The 20,111-nt window shown below is 74.2% G+C and carries 12 protein-coding genes and 1 tRNA gene; 6 read left to right on the plus strand and 7 right to left on the minus strand.

All coding sequences use genetic code 11. The features are described 5' to 3' along the window. Nucleotides 1-51 precede the first annotated feature (51 nt). A complete protein-coding gene (locus M1O15_RS02890) occupies nt 52-1,509 on the minus strand; it encodes an aminopeptidase P family protein (protein WP_248631560.1) in 1,458 nt (485 codons plus the stop codon). A 154-nt stretch (nt 1,510-1,663) separates the two neighbouring features. Next, nucleotides 1,664-3,436, minus strand: coding sequence for a PP2C family protein-serine/threonine phosphatase (locus tag M1O15_RS02895; RefSeq protein ID WP_248631561.1), 1,773 nt, complete (start codon nt 3,434-3,436; stop codon nt 1,664-1,666). A 786-nt stretch (nt 3,437-4,222) separates the two neighbouring features. On the opposite strand from M1O15_RS02895, the gene M1O15_RS02900 reads away from it, so the two are divergent. After that, nucleotides 4,223-4,906: a bifunctional DNA primase/polymerase gene (locus M1O15_RS02900; protein WP_248631562.1), complete on the plus strand. Its 684-nt coding sequence runs from the start codon at nt 4,223-4,225 to the stop codon at nt 4,904-4,906. Nucleotides 4,907-6,330: 1,424 nt separating this feature from the next. On the opposite strand, the gene M1O15_RS02910 is transcribed toward M1O15_RS02900, so the two are convergent. From M1O15_RS02910 to M1O15_RS02920, 3 genes are all read right to left on the minus strand, one after another. After that, the gene (locus M1O15_RS02910; protein WP_248631564.1) at nt 6,331-7,305 is read right to left on the minus strand and encodes a DUF5926 family protein; all 975 of its coding nucleotides are present in this window, start codon (nt 7,303-7,305) and stop codon (nt 6,331-6,333) included. Nucleotides 7,306-7,445: 140 nt separating this feature from the next. Beyond that, on the minus strand, nt 7,446-8,123 hold the full coding sequence (locus tag M1O15_RS02915) for an ATP-binding protein (protein ID WP_248631700.1): 678 nt from the start codon (nt 8,121-8,123) through the stop codon (nt 7,446-7,448). A gap of 114 nt (nt 8,124-8,237) precedes the next feature. Continuing rightward, nucleotides 8,238-9,041, minus strand: coding sequence for a glycerophosphodiester phosphodiesterase (locus M1O15_RS02920; protein WP_248631565.1), 804 nt, complete (start codon nt 9,039-9,041; stop codon nt 8,238-8,240). Between the two features lie 383 nt (nt 9,042-9,424). Between M1O15_RS02920 and M1O15_RS02925 the strand changes: the two genes are divergently transcribed. Next, on the plus strand, nt 9,425-10,960 hold the full coding sequence (locus M1O15_RS02925) for a S1C family serine protease (protein ID WP_248631566.1): 1,536 nt from the start codon (nt 9,425-9,427) through the stop codon (nt 10,958-10,960). Between the two features lie 65 nt (nt 10,961-11,025). Then, nucleotides 11,026-11,110: transfer RNA gene (locus M1O15_RS02930), tRNA-Ser, on the plus strand. 128 nt (nt 11,111-11,238) lie between these two features. Here the strand turns inward: M1O15_RS02930 and M1O15_RS02935 are convergent. Then, on the minus strand, nt 11,239-12,018 hold the full coding sequence (locus M1O15_RS02935; protein WP_248631567.1) for an SDR family NAD(P)-dependent oxidoreductase: 780 nt from the start codon (nt 12,016-12,018) through the stop codon (nt 11,239-11,241). 382 nt (nt 12,019-12,400) lie between these two features. On the opposite strand from M1O15_RS02935, the gene M1O15_RS02940 reads away from it, so the two are divergent. The 3 genes from M1O15_RS02940 to M1O15_RS02950 all read left to right on the plus strand — a co-directional run bounded on the left by M1O15_RS02940 (nt 12,401) and on the right by M1O15_RS02950 (nt 15,546). Continuing rightward, nucleotides 12,401-12,706: a hypothetical protein gene (locus M1O15_RS02940; RefSeq protein ID WP_248631568.1), complete on the plus strand. Its 306-nt coding sequence runs from the start codon at nt 12,401-12,403 to the stop codon at nt 12,704-12,706. 501 nt (nt 12,707-13,207) lie between these two features. Continuing rightward, complete coding sequence (locus tag M1O15_RS02945; RefSeq protein WP_248631569.1) at nt 13,208-13,765, plus strand: SigE family RNA polymerase sigma factor; 558 nt, start codon at nt 13,208-13,210, stop codon at nt 13,763-13,765. Nucleotides 13,766-13,902: 137 nt separating this feature from the next. Continuing rightward, nucleotides 13,903-15,546 carry a long-chain fatty acid--CoA ligase gene (locus M1O15_RS02950; RefSeq protein WP_248631701.1) on the plus strand — a complete coding sequence of 548 codons (1,644 nt, stop codon included), beginning with the start codon at nt 13,903-13,905 and terminating at the stop codon, nt 15,544-15,546. A 130-nt stretch (nt 15,547-15,676) separates the two neighbouring features. On the opposite strand, the gene M1O15_RS02955 is transcribed toward M1O15_RS02950, so the two are convergent. Further along, nucleotides 15,677-19,948, minus strand: a complete 4,272-nt coding sequence (locus M1O15_RS02955; protein WP_248631570.1) for a PAS domain-containing protein — start codon at nt 19,946-19,948, stop codon at nt 15,677-15,679. Between the last annotated feature and the right edge of the window lie 163 nt (nt 19,949-20,111).

Here is a 20,111-nt window from a genome sequence, read left to right on the forward strand (position 1 = left end):
GAAGGGCCTGGCGATGGGCACCGCGCCCGAAGGGTCCGGCTAGGGGCGACGTCAGCCCTTCAGCGACGCCATCCACGCCTCGACCTCGTCGGACCGACGGGGGAGGCCGTCCGACAGGTTCCGGTTGCCGTCCTCGGTGACCAGGATGTCGTCCTCGATGCGGACGCCGATGCCCCGGTACTCCTCGGGCACCGTCAGGTCGTCGGCCTGGAAGTACAGGCCCGGCTCGACCGTCAGGCACATGCCCGGCTCCAGCGTGGTGTTCACATAGTTCTCGGTCCGTGCCGCCGCGCAGTCGTGCACATCCATACCGAGCATGTGCCCGGTGCCGTGCAGGGTCCAGCGGCGCTGGAGGCCCAGCTCCAGGACCTTCTCCACATCGAGGTCGCCGAGCAGGCCCCAGGCCACCAGCCGCTCGGCCAGCACGCGCTGCGCGGCGTCGTGGAAGGCGCGGTACGGGGCGCCCGGGGTGACCGCCGCGATGCCCGCCTCCTGGGCGTCGTAGACGGCGTCGTAGATCTTGCGCTGGAGGTCGGTGAAGCGGCCGTTGATCGGCAGGGTGCGCGTGACGTCGGCGGTGTACAGGGTCTGCGTCTCCACACCCGCGTCGAGCAGCAGCAGCTCTCCGGAGCGCACCGCGCCGTCGTTGCGCACCCAGTGCAGGGTGGTGGCGTGCGGCCCGGCGGCGCAGATGGAGCCGTAGCCGATGTCGTTGCCCTCGACCCGGGCGCGCAGGAAGAACGTGCCCTCGATATAGCGCTCGCTGGTGGCCTCGGCCTTGTCGAGGACACGGACCACGTCCTCGAAGCCGCGCGCGGTGGAGGCGCAGGCCTTCTCCAGCTCGCCGATCTCGAAGGCGTCCTTCACCAGCCGCGCCTCGGAGAGGTGGATCCGCAGCTCCTCGTCCCGCTCGGCGGTCACCTTGTCGGTGAGCGCGGCCTCGACGGCGGCGTCATGGCCGCGGACGACCCGGACCGGGCCGGTGGCCTCGGCCAGCTGCGCGGTCAGTTCGCGCACGTCCTTGGCGGGCAGGCCCAGCAGCTGCTCGGCCTCGGTCAGGGAGTTGCGGCGGCCGGTCCACAGCTCGCCCATCCCGTCCAGCCAGAACTCGCCGTTCTCGCGGTTGGAGCGCGGCAGCAGGTAGATCGTGGCCTGGTGGCCGTCGGCGGTGGGCTCCAGCACCAGGACGCCGTCGTTGGTGTGGTCGCCGGTGAGGTACGCGTACTCGGTGGCGGGCCGGAAGTTGTACTCGGTGTCGTTCGAGCGGGTCTTCAGGTTGCCCGCGGGGATCACCAGGCGGTCGCCGGGGAACCGGCGCGACAGCTCCGCGCGCCGGGCGGCGGTCCGCTCGGCCTGCGGGATGGGCTCCAGCCCGTGCAGCTCCGTGTCGGCCCAGCCGGACTTCATGTTCTCGGCGAGCTCGTCGGAAACGCCCGGGTACAGCCCGTTCTTGCGCTGCTTGATCGGCTCTTCCTCTTCCGGGGTCTCCGGGGTGAGCTCTTCGGCCACGGGTCCGCCTCCTCTTCGATACGTGGGTACGACAGTGAACCCTCGGGCCCATCGTACGGTCGTACGGCCGACCACCCCAGAGGCGTAAGTCCCGCAGTCCCGCGACCCCGGGTCTCGGACTCCGGACTCCGGGCCCGGGGAGCGGACCGGCCGCTCAGTCGAAGCGGGCGGCGAGGATGACCACGTCCTCGCCCGCCGGGGCACCGTCCGGCAGCAGCGTGTGCAGGACATGGTCGGCGACGGCACCGGGGTCGGCGCGATCGGTGCGGGGCACGGTCGCCGCGGCGGCGTGCAGCCGGGTGAAGGCCCGGTCCGTCGACTCTCCGGGGCCCCGGAGCAGCCCGTCCGTGTAGAGCAGCACGGTCTCGCCGCTCGCCGGGGCGATCTCCACGCTGGGCGCCTCCCAGCAGGCGAGCATCCCGAGCGGCGCGGACAGCGAGGTCTCCACGAACTCGGTGCGGTGCTCGCCGACGATCAGCGGCGGGGTGTGCCCGGCCCCGGCCAGCACGATCCTGCGCCGCTCCGGCTCGGCGTAGGCGAACAGCGCGGTGGCCGACCGGGCGGGCTCGGTGAGCCGCAGCATCAGCTCCAGGTCGGACAGGACGGCGACCGGGTCCTCGCCCTCCATCACGGCGTACGCCCGCAGCGAGGCCCGCATCCGGCCCATCGCGGCCAGTGCGCTCGGCCCGCTGCCGGACACCGACCCGACCGCCAGTCCCAGCGCGCCCTCCGGCAGCGGCAGCGCGTCGTACCAGTCGCCGCCGCCCCGCGGCCCGGTGAGGTGCCGGACGGCCAGCCGTACCCCCGGCACATACGGCAGCCGGGTCGGCAGCAGCTCCTCGGCGAGGGCGGCCATCCGGGCCCGGGCCCGTTCCAGCTCCAGCAGCCGGGCGAGGTGCTCGGCGGCGTACCGCCCGTACAGGCCGGCGAGGTGGCGGCGGCCCTCGGCGGGCTCGGCCGGCTCGTCGTAGAACCAGACGGCCGCGCCGAGCCGGCCGCCCGCTTCGGCGGCCAGCGGTACGGCGAAGCTCGCGGCGAAGCCGAGCCGCGCGGCGACCTCCCGGTGGCGCGGGTCCAGCCCCGGGTCGCCGGCCAGGTCGGGGACCGCGACCGGCCCGGCCGGCCGGCCGTCGGGCCCTCGCCCGTCGGAGGGCCCGTCCAGCAGCCGGCCGAAGGCGGTGGCCTCACGCGGCACCGTCTCGATGGCCCCGATGTCGCAGTGGGCCAGGCCCAGACCGACGGTGGACGCCGGGCCCTGGCCGTCGGCCGGCTCCAGCACGGCCAGACCGCGGCGCGCCCCGACCAGCGTGGCGCCGGCCCGCAGCAGTTCGCGCAGGGCCTCGTCGAGCGTCCCGGTGCGGGCGAGTCGCTCGGTGAGTTCGTGCAGGGTGCTCAGATCCGACACCCAGCCGGCCAGCCGGTCCTGGATCAGCGCCCCGGGTGCGGGACGCGGGCCGTCCGGGCCCGGCACGGGCCCGAGGCCGCCTCCGTCCGCCGAACGACCGGCCGCCGGACGGCTGTCGGCCGAATGACTGCCCGTCGAATGACTGCCGGTCGAATGACTGTCCGTCGAACGGCTGTCCGCCGGAGAACCGGCGGAGGGTTCCGCGGGCGCTTCCATGGGTCCTCCCGCGAACGGCCCGCCTCGGGCTTCCTCGCCTCGGGTTTCGTCGTCCGCCTCGTCAGCCGCTTCGGCGGGGGGATCGGCGGAGAACTCGGCGGAAGGGTCGGCCGACGGGTCGGCAGTGTGCGCGGGACAGGGAACGCCGGGATCGAATCCAGCCACTTTGGGCTGGTGGGGGGCGCTCATGGCAGCCGGCTCTGCGATGGGTGCGTCTCGCCGAGAAGCATCGCAAACCCCCATGTCAATCTGCGCCGCTGTCACTGCGTCCACATGTACACGCACACGTAAGGGGATGTCCAGCATTGTCACGACTGGACGCGCGCCAATTGCCGGCCCCGCAAGCTGGCCGGAAAAAGCCGTACGGGAACCGGGGCTGCGGTCGACTGAGCACCGTTCGAACGGGGCACGTCCCGGCGGCGAGGCCCCTGGGCTTCCCCACGGGAGGGCGTCATCCCGATCCCGCTGGGTACGTACATGTAGGACAAACGCATGCACATACCCGGCCCCTGAACGTCCCCGTGTCCGTGTACGTGCGTGCGTCTTCGTGTGCGGACCGATGACGGTGGGGCGTGCGGGGCCGTACGGGCGGGTGGGATCGGCGGGACGGGACCGGTGACGATCCGGTGGTTCCGACGGATCGCCTGGCGCGCGCCAGGGATACGCCACCCGCGCGCCATGTGTTGAATGGACGGACGGCGGTAGCCGTACGTCGCGACCGGTCGGCGAGTCGGATGCAGTCCAAGCAGTGCAGAGCGGCCGGAACCGCCGCGACGGTCGCAGCCGTCGAAGCGGCTGGCACCCGGGAGCTCGCCGCGGCGGCCGGACGAGTGCGCGGCGCGGCGAACACGCAGTAGGCACGCAGGCAGTGATCACGTGACAGGCAGCGAAGAGCGAGCGCGGTGGCAGTAGTGCGACCGCACCGCACGGGCCGCGGTAGCGCGGTGCCCGCGCGGCGTCGTGCCCGATGACGCGGCGACGGCGATGTGCGCGGATGTGGCGATGTGATGGACGCGCCTTGTGACCACGTATGTGGTCGTGAGCGCGTGGTAGTGGATGACCTCGGCGTTCAACGGAAAGGAACGAGCGCACATGCGCGAGATCCTCGGAAGGCGACGCAGGCTCCGGCTCCGGCGCGGGAGGAGGCCTGACCATCTCGGCGCGGCCCTCCGGTGCGCCACCGAGTGGGACTGGCCCGTACTCCCCGGCGTGGGGCTCACGGCGGCCGGCGGTCGTGGCGACCGCGACCGCGGCTGCGCCTGCCCCGACCCCGAGTGCGCGGTACCCGGCGCGCACCCCTTCGACCCCGGGCTGCTGGCGGCCACGCGCGACCCCCGGCTGGTCCGCTGGTGGTGGACCAACCGCCCGGACGCCCCGATCCTGCTGGCCACCGGCGGCAGCGCGCCCTGCGCGGTCAGCCTGCCCGCCGTCGCGGGTGCCCGGGCGCTGGCCGAGCTGGACCGGATGGACATGCGTATCGGCCCGGTGGTGGCGACCCCGACCCGGTGGTCGCTGCTGGTCGCCCCGTACAGCCTGGAGCAGCTCGGCGAGCTGCTGTACGCCAAGGACCAGGTGCCCAGTTCGCTGCGGTTCCACGGTGAGGGCGGTTACCTGGTGCTGCCGCCCTCGGACACCTGGACCGGCCAGGTGCGCTGGGAGCGCGAGCCGCTGGCCGGTTCCGCGGCGCCCTGGCTGCCGGATGTGGAGGCCGTGGTGGACGCGCTGGTCGAGGCGAGCAGCAGCGCCCCGGACGGCGGCAGCCGGCTGAGGTACTGAGCCGCGCCGGGCCCTGCGGCCGCCGCGACCCCCTCTCCCGCCGTGACGAAGGCGCCCGCCGCCCGTTAGGTCGGCGGGAAGGGCGGTGCCGCGTGGGTACCGGCGCGCGATCATCGGCCGCCCGGTTTCCGCCGATATCGTCGGCTCTGGTCCCGTCCGTACCCGTCCTGGCAGCAGGCGCCGGCAGCAGGCAGGTGGGTGTGTCCTCCCATGAACCGTCGTGTGATCGGATGCGGAGCGGCCTTGGCCTGCGCCGCCCTGTTTCCGGTGATGGCCCACGCCGTCCGCCCCGTCGCCCCGGACACCCTGCCGCCGCCCGCCCCGCCCCTGTCCGGATCCGGCCCGGCCGGTGCGGCCGCGAGCCCCTCGCCCGGTAGGGCCGGCGGTGTGGCCGTACGCGCGGCCCCCGCGGCACCCGGAGCGTCACCCCGGGCCACCGAGGAGGCCGCCCGGGTGGTGAGCTGCGGCCCGGAGGTGGCGTCCCCGGGCGGAGTGGAGGCGCAGACCTGTGTGCAGCGCGACGCCGTGGCCGGGGAGGTCTGGGCCAGGACGTACTACCGCAATGCCACGGGCGCCGAGCTGCGTCTGGTGCTGACCCTGATGGCGCCCGGCGGACGGACCGTGGAATCGCATTGCGGGGTCCCGGCCGAGGACGATCCGGGGGTTTGCGAGACACCGCGGGAACCGCGTCCGGAGTCGGCCCGGCGGTCGGCTCAGGGTGCCGATCGCGGGGTTAAGCACCGGGAATACGCGGCTGTGGCGGAGTTCGCCGGCAAGGGCCCGAGCGGTCGGTACGAGGATGGTCCGCTGCTGCTGCGGTCCGGGAGCAACTCCACGGGCGGCAGGAGCAGTTGAGCGGGGCGCCGATCTTCCGGAAGGGGAGCTTCCGCCTCCGCGAAAAATGAAGGGCCCGGTCGCTGGCGACGGGGGATGCACCAGCGACCGGGCTTCCAGCACCGTAACAAGAGATCGGCGGTTCGCAAATTCGATCTCGCTTATTCGGACACAAATTTGTCCGACAGGTAGGGAGTCGTGGCCGAAGTCACCGACCGACCGGGATGTCGCGGCGGAGGACACCGGTCGGCGGGGATGCGGCGGCGTGGGCGACCGCTCGGTGGGGGTGCGGCGGCGTGGGCGACCGGTCGGTGGGGATGCGGTGACGCAGGCCACCGGTCGGTGGGGCCTGAGCGCCGTGGTCGGCGCGCCGCCTCGGAGAGCCGGGCGCTGCCTCCGTACGTACGCGGGCCCGGTGCCCGCGCCCGTACGCGACACCGGCAGCCGTTCTCGTACGCGGTCCCGCTTCCAGGCCCCGTACCGCAAACCGGCGCCCCGTGCCCGTACGCGACGTCCGCAGTCGGCCCCGTACCCGCGTCGGGGCGCTGCGTCGGCCCCCGGCCGCCCAGCCCCCGGCGGGTGTCGAGGCCTCAGCTCAGGGTCACCTGGCGGTTGGTCAGGCCGCTGCGGGCGCGGCGCTCGTCGGCGGTCAGCGGGGCGTCGGCGGCGAGCGCCCCGGCCAGCCGCTCGGCGAACTCGGCGGCCGGCTGCTCGCACTCCTTCGCGCTCATCGCGGACGGCAGGTCCCACACCGGGACCATCAGCCCGTGCGCCCGGAAGGAACCGACCAGCCGGGTGGACTCGCCGAGCGAGGAGGTGCCGGCCGCGTGCAGCCGGGCGAGCGCGTCGAGCAGCTGCTCCTCGGGGTGCGGCATGACCCACCGCAGATGGTTCTTCTCCGGCGTCTCGCACCAGTACGCGGCGTCCACGCCGGGCAGCTTGACGGTCGGGATGGCCGCCTCGTTGGCCCGCTCCAGCGAGGCCGACACCTCGGCGGAGGCGCCCTCGGCGGACTCCGGCACCCAGAACTCGAAGCCCGTGTGCACGACCGGCTCGAACCCGGCGGAGGTGTCCAGCAGGTCCTGGAGGCGCGGGCCCTCGGCCGGCACCCGCTGGGCGGCCACCGGGGAGCCGGGCTGCGCGGTCAGCGCCCGCTGGAGGGTGTCGGCGAGGTCGCGGCTGAGGTCCCCGGACGAGGTGTCGTTCTGCAGGGCCAGCAGCACCGAGCCGTCGTCGCGGCGCAGCGCCGGCCAGGCCATTGGCAGCACGGTCGCCAGGGTCACCGACGGAACACCCTCGGGCAGCCCGTCCTTGAGGTGCAGCGGGGCGGTCGCCGCGGGCACCAGCTCGCGCAGCGCGACCCAGTCGCACTCCCCCGGCAGCCCCTCGAAGGGGCGCTGGACCAGCTCGGTCACCGCGTGGGCCGCGGCCCGGCCGTGGCAGGCCTTGTAGCGGCGGCCCGAGTTGCAGGGGCAGGGCTCGCGGGCCCCGACGACCGGAATCTCCCCGTCCGTCAGCTGCGGCTGAGGCCTCGCGGCCTTGGTCTGGGGTCGCTTCTTGGCCATGGTGTGGCTACTCCCGTAACGGCGGTGCGGCGGTGCTGTGTCGGGCGCGAGCCTAGCCGCCCCGGCCGCCCGGGCGGGCCAGGGCCACCGCGCGGGACCCCGCGACCGCCACCCGGTCGCCGCCGTCGGACGAGGGGCCGTCACCCGCCCCCGTGGCCCCTGCCCCCGTGGCCACCGTCGCCATGGCCCCCGTCCCCGAAGCCGCCGTCCCCGTAGGCGTCGAGGAAGTCGAGGCCGGGGGCGGTGAGCGGTCCGGTGACGCGCGTAGCGAAGTCCTCGCGCCGGTGCCCGCCGTCGAGGATCACCCAGACGGTGACCTCACCGGAGGAGTCGTCCCGTACCCCCCAGCGCCGGGCGAGGGCGTCGATGATGTTCAGCCCCCGGCCGCCGCGCGCGGTCACCGAGGGCGTGGCCGGAACCGGCCGGGTCGGACCGCCCCCGTCCGTCACCTCGACGGTGAGCGCCCCCCGTTCGTCCACCCCCCAGGCGGCGCGCACGTCGCCGTCGCCGACTTCCCTGTGCCCCAGCGGCCTGCCGTGCCGGCAGGAGTTGCTGAGCAGTTCGGAAAGGACCAGTACCGCGTCGTCGACGACCGAGGGAGTCACGCCGCCCAGGGCCAACTCCTCCCGCATGCGGCGCCTCGCCGCACCCACGCCGGCAGGACCGTGGGGTACGGCCATGCTCGACGACGCCGGCACTTCCTGTGCCACCACGAACGCCACCCCCGAGACCTCCTTTGCCCCACGCCACTCGGTGGATGCCCCAATGGACTGGACCGGAAACCGACGCCCGCTGTGTGCTGCCGCACTCCGGCGTATCCGCCCTTCCCGCCCTTGTCGGACGGCCGCTACCGGCGGTTACGCCCAGGCTTCGGAATCCCGCGTTCCGGCCGGGCGGAGTACCGCCGTCCACACCCGCGGTCCGGTGTCCGCTCAGGCGCGGCCGAGCTGGGAGAGCACCTGGCGGGGGCGATTGGTGATGATCGCCTCGACGCCGAGTTCCGCGCACAGTTCGACGTCCGCGGGGTCGTCGACCGTCCACACATGGACCCGGTGGCCGGCCTGGTGGAGGCGTTCGACATAGGAGGGGTGGTTGCGGACGGTACGGATGGAGGGGCCGGCGATCCGGGCCCCGGCGGGCAGCCGCCCGTCACGCATCCGGCGGGGCGAGACGAACTGCATCAGGTACACGGTCGGGATCTGCGGGGCCGCGGCGGCCACCCGGTGCAGCGAGCGGGCCGAGAAGCTCATGACCCGCACGGGGGAGGTGCTGCCGGTGGGCGGCCGGGTCAGGCCGAAGCGTTCGAGCTGCTGGACCAGCCGCTGCTCGACCTGGCCCGCCCAGCGGGTGGGGTGCTTGGTCTCGACGGCCAGCTCGATCCGGCGCCCGGCGTCGGCGACGAGCGCGAGCAGCCGCTCCAGGGTCAGTACGGAGGTGTACTCCGGGTCGCCCCAGTCCGGGCTCTCGTGCGGGTCCTTCCAGGCGCCGAAGTCCAGCTGGGCGAGGTCGGCCAGCTCCAGCGTGGAGACGGCGCCCCGGCCGTTCGAGGTGCGGTTGACGCGACGGTCGTGTACGCAGACCAGATGGCCGTCCGCGGTGAGCCGGACGTCGCATTCGAGCCCGTCCGCGCCGTCCTCGATGGCCTTCACATAGGCGGCCAGGGTGTGCTCGGGCGCGTCCTCGGAGGCGCCCCGGTGCGCGACGACCTGGATGGTGTGCTGCCGTGCGTGGGTCACCGCGCCATGGTGCCATCGCCGGTCGCCGCCCCCACCGGGCGGGCCCTCCGCCCCGCGAGGAGGGATTCCCGGCAGGCTCTCCGCCCCGCGAGGACGGGTCCCCGGCGGGGTCCCCGGTGGGCCCTCCGGTGGCCCCTCCACCAGGCGCCCGATTTGTCCGTAGTAAAGGATGGGCGGAAGATGCACAGCTCCGGCTTACAGTGGCCTGACGGGCGGTGGGAAAAGCTGACAGCACACAAGGCGACGAGTCCTTCGTGCCTCCCGGCGCACCGGCCGCACCACCGTCCGCCGGAGCCGGGGCCGGGAGTGCCCGTCCCCAGGCAGGGCAGGCGCCCGGAAGACGACGTGCCGTGGAACCCGTGGAACCCCGAGGAGAACGAGCTGTGAGCACCGAGAACGAGGGCAACGCGGTCCCGCCCGCCCCGTCGGACCCTCCCGTGCCGCCCTCCACCTCCCCCTCCCCTGCCCCGGGGCACCAGGGCGCCGCCCCCGCCTCCGCCGAGGGCCCGGCAGCATCGGACCGGCCGCACCAGGCCCCGCCCCCGCCCCCGGCACACGCCCCGTCGACGCCGCCGTACGGCGGTACGGGCGAACCGGTCGGCCCCGGCGGCTCGTCCCCATACGAGAACCCGCCCGCCCACGCGAGCGCACCTTCCTACAACACCCCGACCCCGACCCCGTACGGGCAGAACACCGGCACTCTGGCAGGCGGCTGGCCCCCGCCGCCGCCCGCCACCCCGGTCTGGGGTGCCCCGGTCCCGCCGGGAGCGGATCAGCCGGCCGGGCGCAAGCGCTCCGGCGGCCTGGTCGCCGCCGTGCTGATCGCCGCGCTGGTCGCGGGCGGCGTGGGCGGCGGCATCGGCTACTGGGCGGCGGAGCGGGGCGGCATCAGCTCCACCACGGTGGCCGCGGGCGACGCGCCGGGCAGCTTCAAGCGCGACCCGGGCACGGTCGCGGCCGTGGCGAACAAGGCGCTGCCGAGCGTCGTCACCATCGAGGCCAAGTCGGGCGGCTCCGGCGGCGCGGAGGGCGAGGGCGGCACCGGCACCGGCTTCGTCTTCGACAAGGAAGGCCACATCCTCACCAACAACCACGTGGTCGCCTCGGCGGCCGAGGGCGGCAAGCTGCGGGCGACGTTCTCCAACGGCAAGTCGTACGAGGCCCAGGTCGTCGGCCGGGCCGAGGGCTACGACGTCGCGGTGCTGAAGCTGCGCCAGGCGCCCTCGGGCCTCACCCCGCTGCCGCTGGGCAACTCCGACCGGGTGGCGGTCGGCGACTCGACGATCGCGATCGGCGCGCCGTTCGGCCTGTCCAACACGGTCACCACCGGGATCGTCTCCGCCAAGGACCGCCCGGTCGCCTCGGGCGACGGTGGGGGCGGCGCCAGCTCGTACATGAGCGCCCTGCAGACCGACGCCTCCATCAACCCGGGCAACTCCGGCGGCCCGCTGCTGGACGCGCGCGGCGCGGTGATCGGCATCAACTCGGCGATCCAGTCCCCGGGCGGCGGCGGTCTCGGCCAGTCCCAGGCGGGCTCGGTCGGCCTGGGCTTCGCCATCCCGGTCAACCAGGCCCAGACGGTGGCGCGGCAGCTGATCAAGGAGGGCCAGCCGGTCTACCCGCTGATCGGTGCCACCGTGAACATGACCACCGACGGGGGCGGCGGCGGTGCCCGCATCGCCGACGACGGCGAGGGCGACTCCGCCGCGGTCACCCCGAACGGCCCGGCGGCCAAGGCGGGCCTCAAGCCCGGCGACGTGATCACCAAGTTCGGCGACCGCACCATCGACAGCGGCCCGACCCTGATCAGCGAGATCTGGACGTATAAGCCCGGCGACAAGGTCTCCCTCACCTACCAGCGCTCCGGCAAGTCCGACACCGTCGAGGTCACCCTCGACCAGCGCAAGGGCGACCGCTGACCGCCAACCGGTAGGCTGTAGCCGCCTCATGGTCGATCACTCGCGGGTCGCTGCCGAGGGGCATGGGTGGGTTGCCCGAGCGGCCTAAGGGAACGGTCTTGAAAACCGTCGTGGCGCGAGTCACCGTGGGTTCAAATCCCACACCCACCGCAGCAGCAGTCAGCTCACATGCTGGTCAGAAGGGGTGCCACCGATCCGGTGGCACCCCTTCGGCGTTCGCCCCGTCCCGCGCGTGAGGAAGCGCCCGGGTCCCCGAGCCCCTGCCGGGCGGCGACGGGTCAGTGCACCGAGAAGCCGCCGTCCACGAAGATCGACTGTCCGGTCACATAGCCCGAGCCCGGGCCGGCCAGGAAGACGGCGGCGCTCGCGAAGTCCTCGGGGAGGCCGTTGCGGCCGACCATGGTGCGGGCGGCGAGGGCGTCGACCGTCGCCGGGTCGCCGGCCAGGCGGGCGTTCAGCCGGGTCAGGACGAAGCCGGGGACCAGCGTGTTGCAGGTGACGCCGGCGGAGGACCAGGCCTCGGCCTGCGAGCGGGCCAGCGACTCCAGACCGCCCTTGGAGACGCCGTAGGCGCCACTCCGCACGAAGGCCCGGTGGGCCTGCTGGGAGCTGATGTGGATGATCCGGCCGTAGCCGCGCTCGGCCATGCCCGGGCCGAAGCGCCGGCCGAGCAGGTACGGGGCGGTGAGGTTGACCGCCATGGTGCGGTCCCAGACTTCCTCGTCGAGCTCGTCCATCGGCGGACGCAGGTTGATCCCGGCGGAGTTGACCAGGATGTCCGGCTCGCCGACGAGTGCGACCGCCTCCTCGGCCGCCGCGTGCACCCCGGGGCGGGTGCTGAGGTCGGCGCTCACCCATCCCACCTGGCAGCCCTCCGCGGTCAGGGCGTCGGCCGTGGCGGCCAGCTCCTCCTTGCCGCGGGCCATGAGCACGGTCCGCGCCCCCGCCCGGGCGAGAGCGGTCGCGATGGCCCGGCCGATGCCCGAGCTGCCACCGGTCACCAGCGCGGTCCGTCCGTCGAGCGAGAACAGTTCGGAGAGGTACGAGTGTGTGCTCATGCGCGCACTGTAGACACGCCTCCCCGACCGCACTCGAACCTGCGTACGGCTCCGTAGGGCTCCGCACGGGCCGGGGCCGCCCGACACCCGACTCCGGCGGGCCGGTCGGTGGTAATGCCGAAACGCTTCTCCTCTTGCCGTCCTTGGCCGCGCCCCCGGTGTGCCCCTTTCGGCCCGTCGTTTCCTCCCGGAAGTCACCGTGAGGAGGTTTATCGACTTGTCCTCACGCTTGCGAGCGAATCGGCCGGTCATGTCTGGTTCGCCGGGGATTCGGTGGGCAACTCTTGGATCACGACGTCGCGAAGGACTCGGGGAGACGGTCAACTCCCCAGGAAACAGCCGCACTTGCACCGCCGTATCGGTGCCTTGGAGGAGAAACGACATGGCAAGCATCCGTACCGCCCGCGTGATCGTCGCCGCTGCCGCCCTGCCGCTGGCCCTGGGCCTCTTCGCGGGAGTGGCGACGGCCGACAACGGCAGCTTCGCGGACGACGGATCGAACGCGTCGGTGGGATCGATCATTGGCAGCGGTGTCGGTGACGACAACGAGGGCAACTCGACCACCACGCAGCAGGTCGCCACCGGAACCGGAGCCTCCAACCAGAACAACACCGCCAGTGTGAACGGGTCGGCCTTCACGGTCATCGACCAGGACAACACCACGATCTACTTCACCAACCTCTGGTAGGCCGGGCCCCGGCGCCGAGCCTCCGCACCGGCCCGCCACGGGCCGGACAGGGAGGCCCGGAGGCCCGGACGCCCACCAGGGACGGCCAGGGACCGAACGGCGACAGGCGGACGGAGAGGAGCGGAAGAGGAGCAGAAGAGAAGCGGAAGAGCGACAGGCGGAGACGTGGTCACAGCGACGGCCCGTGCGACGGTACCCCGGTACCGGCGCACGGGCCGCCCGCGTGCCCGCGCGAGCACCCCGCCGGCGCCCCCACCGATGCCCCGCCGGCGCCCTCGCCCCCCCGGCCACCGCCCCGCCGACGCCCCCCACCCACGCCCCGCCGGCACCCTCGCCGCCACCCCGTCGAGGCCCATGTCACCGCCCCGGACCCTGACTGCCGAGGCGCCGTCCTCCACCTCCAGGTGGTGGGGAGGGCCCCACCGCTCCGACCTGAGGGGGACCCGCGGTCGGGACCTCCGGGCGATACGGGGGCGTCATACCCGCGCCTAGCGTGGGCCCATGACCGCGACTCCCGGGCCCGTCTGCGCCGGCGCCTCCACGGCCGCCGCCGCGCACGTCTCCTCCTACCCGTCGTTCACCTCGTACGTACGGGCCCGAGGCCCCGTGCTGCTGCGCACCGCCCGGTCGCTGACGGCCAATCCGTGCGACGCCGAGGACCTGCTCCAGACCGCGCTCGCCAAGACCTACGTCGCCTGGGACCGCATCGAGGACCACCGGGCGCTCGACGGGTACGTGCGCCGCGCCCTGATCAACACGCGTACCTCGCAGTGGCGCAAGCGCCGGGTCGACGAGTACGTCTGCGACGAGCTGCCCGAGCCGCTGGGGCCGCCCGCGGCCGACCCGGCGGAGCAGCAGGCGCTGCGCGACGCGATGTGGCGCGCCGTGGAACGGCTGCCGACCCGGCAGCGGGCCATGGTGGTGCTGCGGTACTACGAGGACCTCAGCGAGGCGCAGACGGCCGAGGTGCTCGGTGTCTCGGTCGGCACCGTCAAGAGCGCGGTGTCCCGGGCGCTCGGCAAGCTCCGCGAGGACCCGGAGCTCGCCCCGGCCCGCTGACCCGGCCACCCTCCACGCCCCTCGCCGCGAGGCTCCTACTTCCGGGTAGCCGGGTAGTGACATACCACGTGGTATGTGCGCACAATCGCCGGAACTTCATCCCCGCGTAATGGCGCGCATGTCGGGAGGCTCTGTTGCTGCACAGCACGATGCAAGACGTACCGCTGCTGATCTCACGGATTCTGGCCCACGGGTCGACGATCCACGGCCGCTCCACCGTCACCACCTGGACCGGGGAGCCGGAGCCGCATCGGCGCACCTTCGCCGAGATCGGCGAGCGGGCCGCCCAGCTGGCGCACGCGCTGCGGGAGCTGGGCGTCGACGAGGGCCAGCCGGCGGGCACGCTGATGTGGAACAACGCCGAGCATGTCGAGGCGTACCTCGCCATCCCCTCCATGGGCGCCGTGCTGCACACCCTGAACCTGCGGCTGCCGCCCGAGCAGCTCGCCTACATCGTCAACCACGCCGCCGACCGGATCATCCTGGTCAACGGCAGCCTGCTGCCGCTCCTCGTCCCGCTGCTCCCGCACCTCCCGCGCGTCGAGCACGTCATCGTCGCCGGTCCGGGTGACCGCTCCGCCCTGGACGGGGTCGCGCCGGCCGTCCATGACTACGAGGAGCTGATCGCGGGCCGCCCCACCCGGTACGACTGGCCCGAGCTGGACGAGCGGGCGCCCGCCGCCATGTGCTACACCTCCGGCACCACCGGAGACCCCAAGGGCGTGGTCTACTCCCACCGCTCGATCTATCTGCACTCCATGCAGGTGAACATGACCGAGTCGATGGGGCTGACCGACCGGGACACCAGCCTGGTCGTCGTCCCGCAGTTCCATGTGAACGCCTGGGGGCTGCCGCACTCCACCTTCATGGCCGGCGTCCATATGCTGATGCCCGACCGCTTCCTCCAGCCGGCGCCGCTCGCCGAGATGATCGAGCGGGAGCGCCCGACGCACGCCGCCGCCGTTCCCACCATCTGGCAGGGGCTGCTCGCCGAGGTCACCGCCAACCCCCGTGACCTGACCTCCCTGGACCGGGTCACCATCGGCGGCTCCGCCTGTCCGCCCTCCCTCATGGAGGCGTACGACAAGCTCGGCGTCCGCCTCTGCCATGCCTGGGGCATGACGGAGACGTCCCCGCTGGGCACCATGGCCAATCCGCCGGCCGGGCTCACCGCCGAGGAGGAGTGGCCCTACCGGCTCACCCAGGGCCGCTTCCCGGCCGGTGTCGAGGCGCGGCTGACCGGGCCCGGCGGCGACATCATGCCGTGGGACGGCGAGTCCGCCGGTGAACTGGAGGTACGCGGTCCGTGGATCGCTGCCGCCTACTACGGCGGCCCGGACGCCGAACCACTGCGCCCCGAGGACAAGTTCAGCCCCGACGGCTGGCTGAAGACCGGTGACGTCGGCACCATCAGCCCGGACGGCTTCCTCACCCTCACCGACCGGGCCAAGGACGTCATCAAGTCCGGTGGGGAGTGGATCTCCAGCGTGGAGCTGGAGAACGCGCTGATGGCCCACCCCGATGTGGCCGAGGCCGCGGTCGTCGCCGTGCCGGACGAGAAGTGGGGCGAGCGCCCGCTCGCCACCGTCGTCCTCAAGGAGGGCGCCACCACCGACTATGCGGAGCTGCGGGCCTTCCTCGGGGAGTCGATCGCCAAGTGGCAGCTGCCCGAGCGCTGGACCATCGTCCCGACGGTCCCGAAGACCAGTGTCGGCAAGTTCGACAAGAAGGTCATCCGCCGGCAGTACGCGGAGGGCGCGCTCGACATCACCGAGCTGTGACCCGCACCGCCGTGGACTAATCGGAGCGGCACAGCAGTGCGTCGGGCGGGATGTTTCACGTGAAACATCCCGCCCGACGCCGTCCGCCTCACGCCGCCCGACTCCGCCCGTCTCCCGCCGCCGGGCTCCGTCAGTTGGTGCCGATCTTGGCCAGCAGGTCCACGATCCGCGCCTGCACCTCGCCGCTGGTCGAGCGCTCCGCGAGGAAGAGCACGGTCTCGCCCGACGACAGCTTGGGCAGCTCCGCCTCCTGGAGGCTGGCCGAGGTGTAGACGACCAGCGGGGTGCGGTTGAGCTGCCCGTTGGCCCGCAGCCAGTCGATGATCCCGGCCCGCCGCCGGCGTACCTGCATCAGATCCATCACGACCAGGTTGGGCCGGGTCTGCGCGGCGAGCGTGACCGCCTCGCTGTCCGTCGCCGCCCGCGCCACCTGCATCCCGCGCCGCTCCAGCGACGCCGTCAGCGCGAGGGCGATCTCGTCCTGCTCCTCGATGAGCAGGACGCGGGAGGGGTGCTGCTCGCTGTCCCGGGGCGCCAGCGCCTTGAGCAGAACGGCCGGATCGGCGCCGTACGCGGCCTCCCGGGTCGCCTGCCCCAGCCCTGCCGCGAGCAGTACCGGCACCTCCGCCGCCACCGCGGCCTGCCGCAGTGACTGGAGCGCGGTACGGGTGATGGGCCCGGTCAGCGGGTCGACGAACAGCGCCGCCGGGAACGCGGCGATCTGGGCGTCCACCTCCTCGCGGGAGTGCACGATCACCGGGCGGTAGCCCCGCTCGCTGAGCGCCTCCTGCGTCGAGACATCCGGCGCGGGCCACACCAGCAGCCGACGCGGGTTGTCCAGCGGCTCCGGCGGCAGCTCGTCGTCCACCGGCTGCGGTGTCGGCTCGTTGGCGACCTCGACCGCACCGCCCGGCCCGTCCAGAAGCTCCGGCCCCTCGGCGGCGTCCTGGTCGGGCGCGCCGATCTCGTACGCCCGTCCACCGGTGGACGAGGCGAGCCGGGGCTGCGGCTGCGGATGCGGCCGCGCCGCCGCGGCGGCCTCCAGCACGGGCGCCGGGTCCTCCTCCGGCGGTGTCGCCAGCTTGCGCCGCCGCCCCGACCCGGACGAGGCATCCTGTCCCGCGGCGGCCTGCTGCCCAGCGGCCTGCGGCCCCGCGGACCCTTCCCCGGTGCCGGTGCCGGTGCCGGTGCCGGTGCCGGTGCCGGTGGCTCCCGGGCGGACCGCCTGCTGCCCGACCACCGGCTGACCGCCCGTAGCCGTCTGACCGTCCGTCTGCTGGGTGAAGGGCACGCCCTGGCCGAGGGTGCGCACGTTGAACGCCCGTCCCTGGGTGGACTGCGACGGATCCTGAGTCGAGGCCGAGGCCGGGGGCGACTGGCCGGCGGGCTGCTCCGCGAGGCTCCGCCGGGCCGGGGCGGGCCGACCGGAAGGCACGGGCCCGCCGGGATCGGCAGCGGTGCCGGCCGGTGCCTCGGGAGGCAGCGGTACGGAGCCGGTGCCGCCACCCGTTCCGGCGTCCGCCGCCGTGCTGCCCGCCTCCGGCGCCGCGCCGTTCGCCGCCGGTCCGCCGGCCGCGTCCGCGGTCCGCGAGACACCCTCGCCCACCGCGCGCCGCCGCCCGGTGGGCGCCGAAGCCGCATCGGGGCCGGGGGCCGGGTCAGGCGCCGGGTGGGCCTGGGCCGACTGCTGGGCTCCGTTCCGCTGGTACGGGTGGGGCCCCGTCGGCAGCGAGCCCGGCCCGTGCTCCGCGTCCGCCGAGTCGTGCCGGGTCTGCTCCTCGTCGGAGCCGGGCACGCCGGACACACCGGACACAGACGTGACGGGGGACGGGTCCGCCTGGATGGCGTCGGCGGGGGCCCGGCGGTCGGCGTCGGCCGGCGGCAGGGCGAAGGGGCTGCGCGGGGCAGCGGCGTCGGAGGAGCCGGCCTCGGCCGTGGCCGCCCGTTCCTGGGCGGGGCCCAGTGCGCGCCGGGCCCGTCGGCCGGTCGGCTCCTCGGCACGATCGGCCGGCCCACCCGCGACCGGGGCGGCCGGGAGCGCGGGCAGCGCGGCGGGCTCCCCGTCGCGTCGGGCCCGCCGCCCGGAGGGGTGGACGGGCGTCGCCGCGTCGGCGGGCACGCCCTGCGGCGGCACCGTCTCACCCAGGGCGGGCCTGCCCTGGGCGCTCTCGGCGGCGGTCAGGACCGCGCCCTCGGCCGGGCTGGGACGTCCGCGCCGCCGCCCGGTGGGGGCAGCCGGCACCATCGCGGCCGCCACCGGGTCGGGCCCGGCTCCGCCCACGGCCGCGGCCTCGTCCGCACGGGCACGACGACGACCGGTCGGCTCCGCGGCCACCGGATCCTCGGTGCGTACCGGGCTCTCCAGGAAGGCGTCCGTGGAAGACCGCCGCGCCCGCCGGCGCCCCCCACCGCTCGTACCGCCGTCGGTCCCACCGGCCGTACCCGCCGCCGGAGCCACCCCGCCGCCACCGGCCGTGTCCCCGCCCTGACCGCCGAAAGAATCCGGACCGCTCAAAGAAGCCAGACCGCCCGAAGAAGCCGGACCGCCCAAGGAATCCAGACCGCCCAAAGACTCGGGACCGCCCAGGGCATCCCGACCGCCCCGACCGTCCCCACTGCCCCGACCGTCCCGGCTGCCCGGGATGCTGCCGCCCCGGCGGCCGGGGGCATCCCGCTCGCCGTTCTGCTGGGCGGGCAGCAAGGCCCCCGCCGCCGCGAACGCCGCTCCGCCCGCGTATCCGTCCCGGGCCCGGTCGACCTCGCCGAGGGGCACCTCCAGCACGAACGCGCTGCCGGGCATCCCGGGGACCTCATGGCTCTGGACCACTCCGCCGTGCGCCCGGACGACGCCGCACACGATCGGCTCGTGCACCGGGTCACCGCCCGCGTACGGTCCACGGACCTCGATCCGCACCACGTCCCCGCGCTGGGCGGCGGCCACCACGATGGTCGAGTCGGCGTAGCCGCCCGCCGCCACCTGGCGGGTCCGTCCGGTCGAGTCGACGCCGGCCACGTCCGCGATCAGATGCGCGAGTGCCGTGGAGAGGCGGGCCCCGTCCACCACCGCCTCGATCGGCGGGGCGTGCACGGCGAACTGCACCCGGCCGGGCCCGATCAGCTCCACCGCGCCCTCGACACCCGCGGCGACGACCCCGTCGAGCAGGGCCACGCCCTTGCGCAGCGGCTCGGCACCGGCGTCCAGGCGCTGGTAGCCCAGCACGTTGTCGACGAGCGTGGTCATCCGGGCGTACCCGGCGGCGAGGTGGTGAAGAACCTGGTTGGCCTCCGGCCACAACTGTCCGGCCGGGTCGGCGGCCAGGGTGCCGAGCTCGCCCCGCAGTTCCTCCAGCGGGCCGCGCAGCGAGGCGCCGAGGACGGCGGTCAGCTGGGTGTGCCGGGCGGCGAGCGCCGCGTACGCCTCCTCGCGCCGCTCCCGTTCCACGGCGTCCCGCTCACTGCGGTCGGCCACCTCGGTGACATGCCGCTCGGCCAGTTCGGCGAGTTCGGCGGTGTGCCGCTCGGTCAGCTCGGCGATCCGCGCCTCGACCTCGGCGACCTGGGTCTCGTGCTGGGCGACCAGTTCCTCGTACGGGCGGCGGTCGGTGAAGGTCATCACCGCGCCGACGAGCTGGTCCCCGTCGCGTACCGGCGCGGTGGTCAGGTCCACCGGCACCGGGGAACCGTCCTTCGCCCACACCACCTGCCCGCGCACCCGGTGCTTGCGGCCGGAGCGCAGGGTGTCGGCCAGCGGCGACTCCTCGTACGGGAACGGCTCGCCGTCCGCGCGGGAGTGCAGCATCAGCGTGTGCAGTTCCTTGCCGCCGAGGTCGCTGGCGCGCCAACCGAGGATCTGGGCGGCGGCCGGGTTGACCAGCACCACCCGGCCGTCGGTGTCGGTGCCGACGACGCCCTCGGCGGCGGCGCGCAGGATCATCTCGGTCTGCCGCTGGGACCGGGCCAGTTCGGCCTCGGTGTCGATGGTCCCGGACAGGTCGCGCACCACGAGCATCAGCAGCTCGTCACCGGTGAACGAGGAGCCCGCGCCGGCGCTGTACGGGTCGTACGCCTCGCGCCCGTCCTCCAGGCTCGCGCTGGTCACCTCGACCGGGAACTCGCCGCCGTCGGTCCGCCGCGCCACCATCCTGGCCGGCTTGGTCCGCCTGCGGGCGTCCGCGGCCTCGGGCCGGCGCATCGAGCCGGGGATCAGCCGGGAGTCGAACGCCGGCAGCAGATCGAGCAGACCCCGCCCGACCAGGGCGGTGCCCGGCGCCTCGAACATCTCCAGCGCGATGGTGTTGGCGTTGACGACCGTGCCGTTGCAGTTGACGAGTACGAGCCCGTCCGGCAGCGCGTCGAGTATGGCTGCGAGGCGAGCAGCGCCTCGGGATGGCCTGCTGCTCACGACGACGCTTCCTCCCGCTCGGCCTGTCACTGCACAAGGAGTCTAAGGGCAGCCGATGGGGGCCCGACGGCGGTTGTGTGGGGGGTCGCGAACGATGATCTTGTACGAGGCTGCCGTGGCCCCGCCCCGGCCGCGGGCATATGCGCAGGCCGGGCGCGGGGCG

This window comes from Streptomyces lichenis (assembly GCF_023218175.1).
GTDB lineage: Bacteria > Actinomycetota > Actinomycetes > Streptomycetales > Streptomycetaceae > Streptomyces > Streptomyces lichenis.

Coding starts and splice junctions, on each gene's coding strand:
- M1O15_RS02895 (WP_248631561.1), bottom strand. CDS start 3,436: ATGCTGGACATCCCCTTACGTGTGCGTGTACATGTGGACGCAGTGACA.
- M1O15_RS02935 (WP_248631567.1), bottom strand. CDS start 12,018: ATGAGCACACACTCGTACCTCTCCGAACTGTTCTCGCTCGACGGACGG.
- M1O15_RS02940 (WP_248631568.1), top strand. CDS start 12,401: ATGGCAAGCATCCGTACCGCCCGCGTGATCGTCGCCGCTGCCGCCCTG.
- M1O15_RS02900 (WP_248631562.1), top strand. CDS start 4,223: ATGCGCGAGATCCTCGGAAGGCGACGCAGGCTCCGGCTCCGGCGCGGG.
- M1O15_RS02910 (WP_248631564.1), bottom strand. CDS start 7,305: ATGGCCAAGAAGCGACCCCAGACCAAGGCCGCGAGGCCTCAGCCGCAG.
- M1O15_RS02945 (WP_248631569.1), top strand. CDS start 13,208: ATGACCGCGACTCCCGGGCCCGTCTGCGCCGGCGCCTCCACGGCCGCC.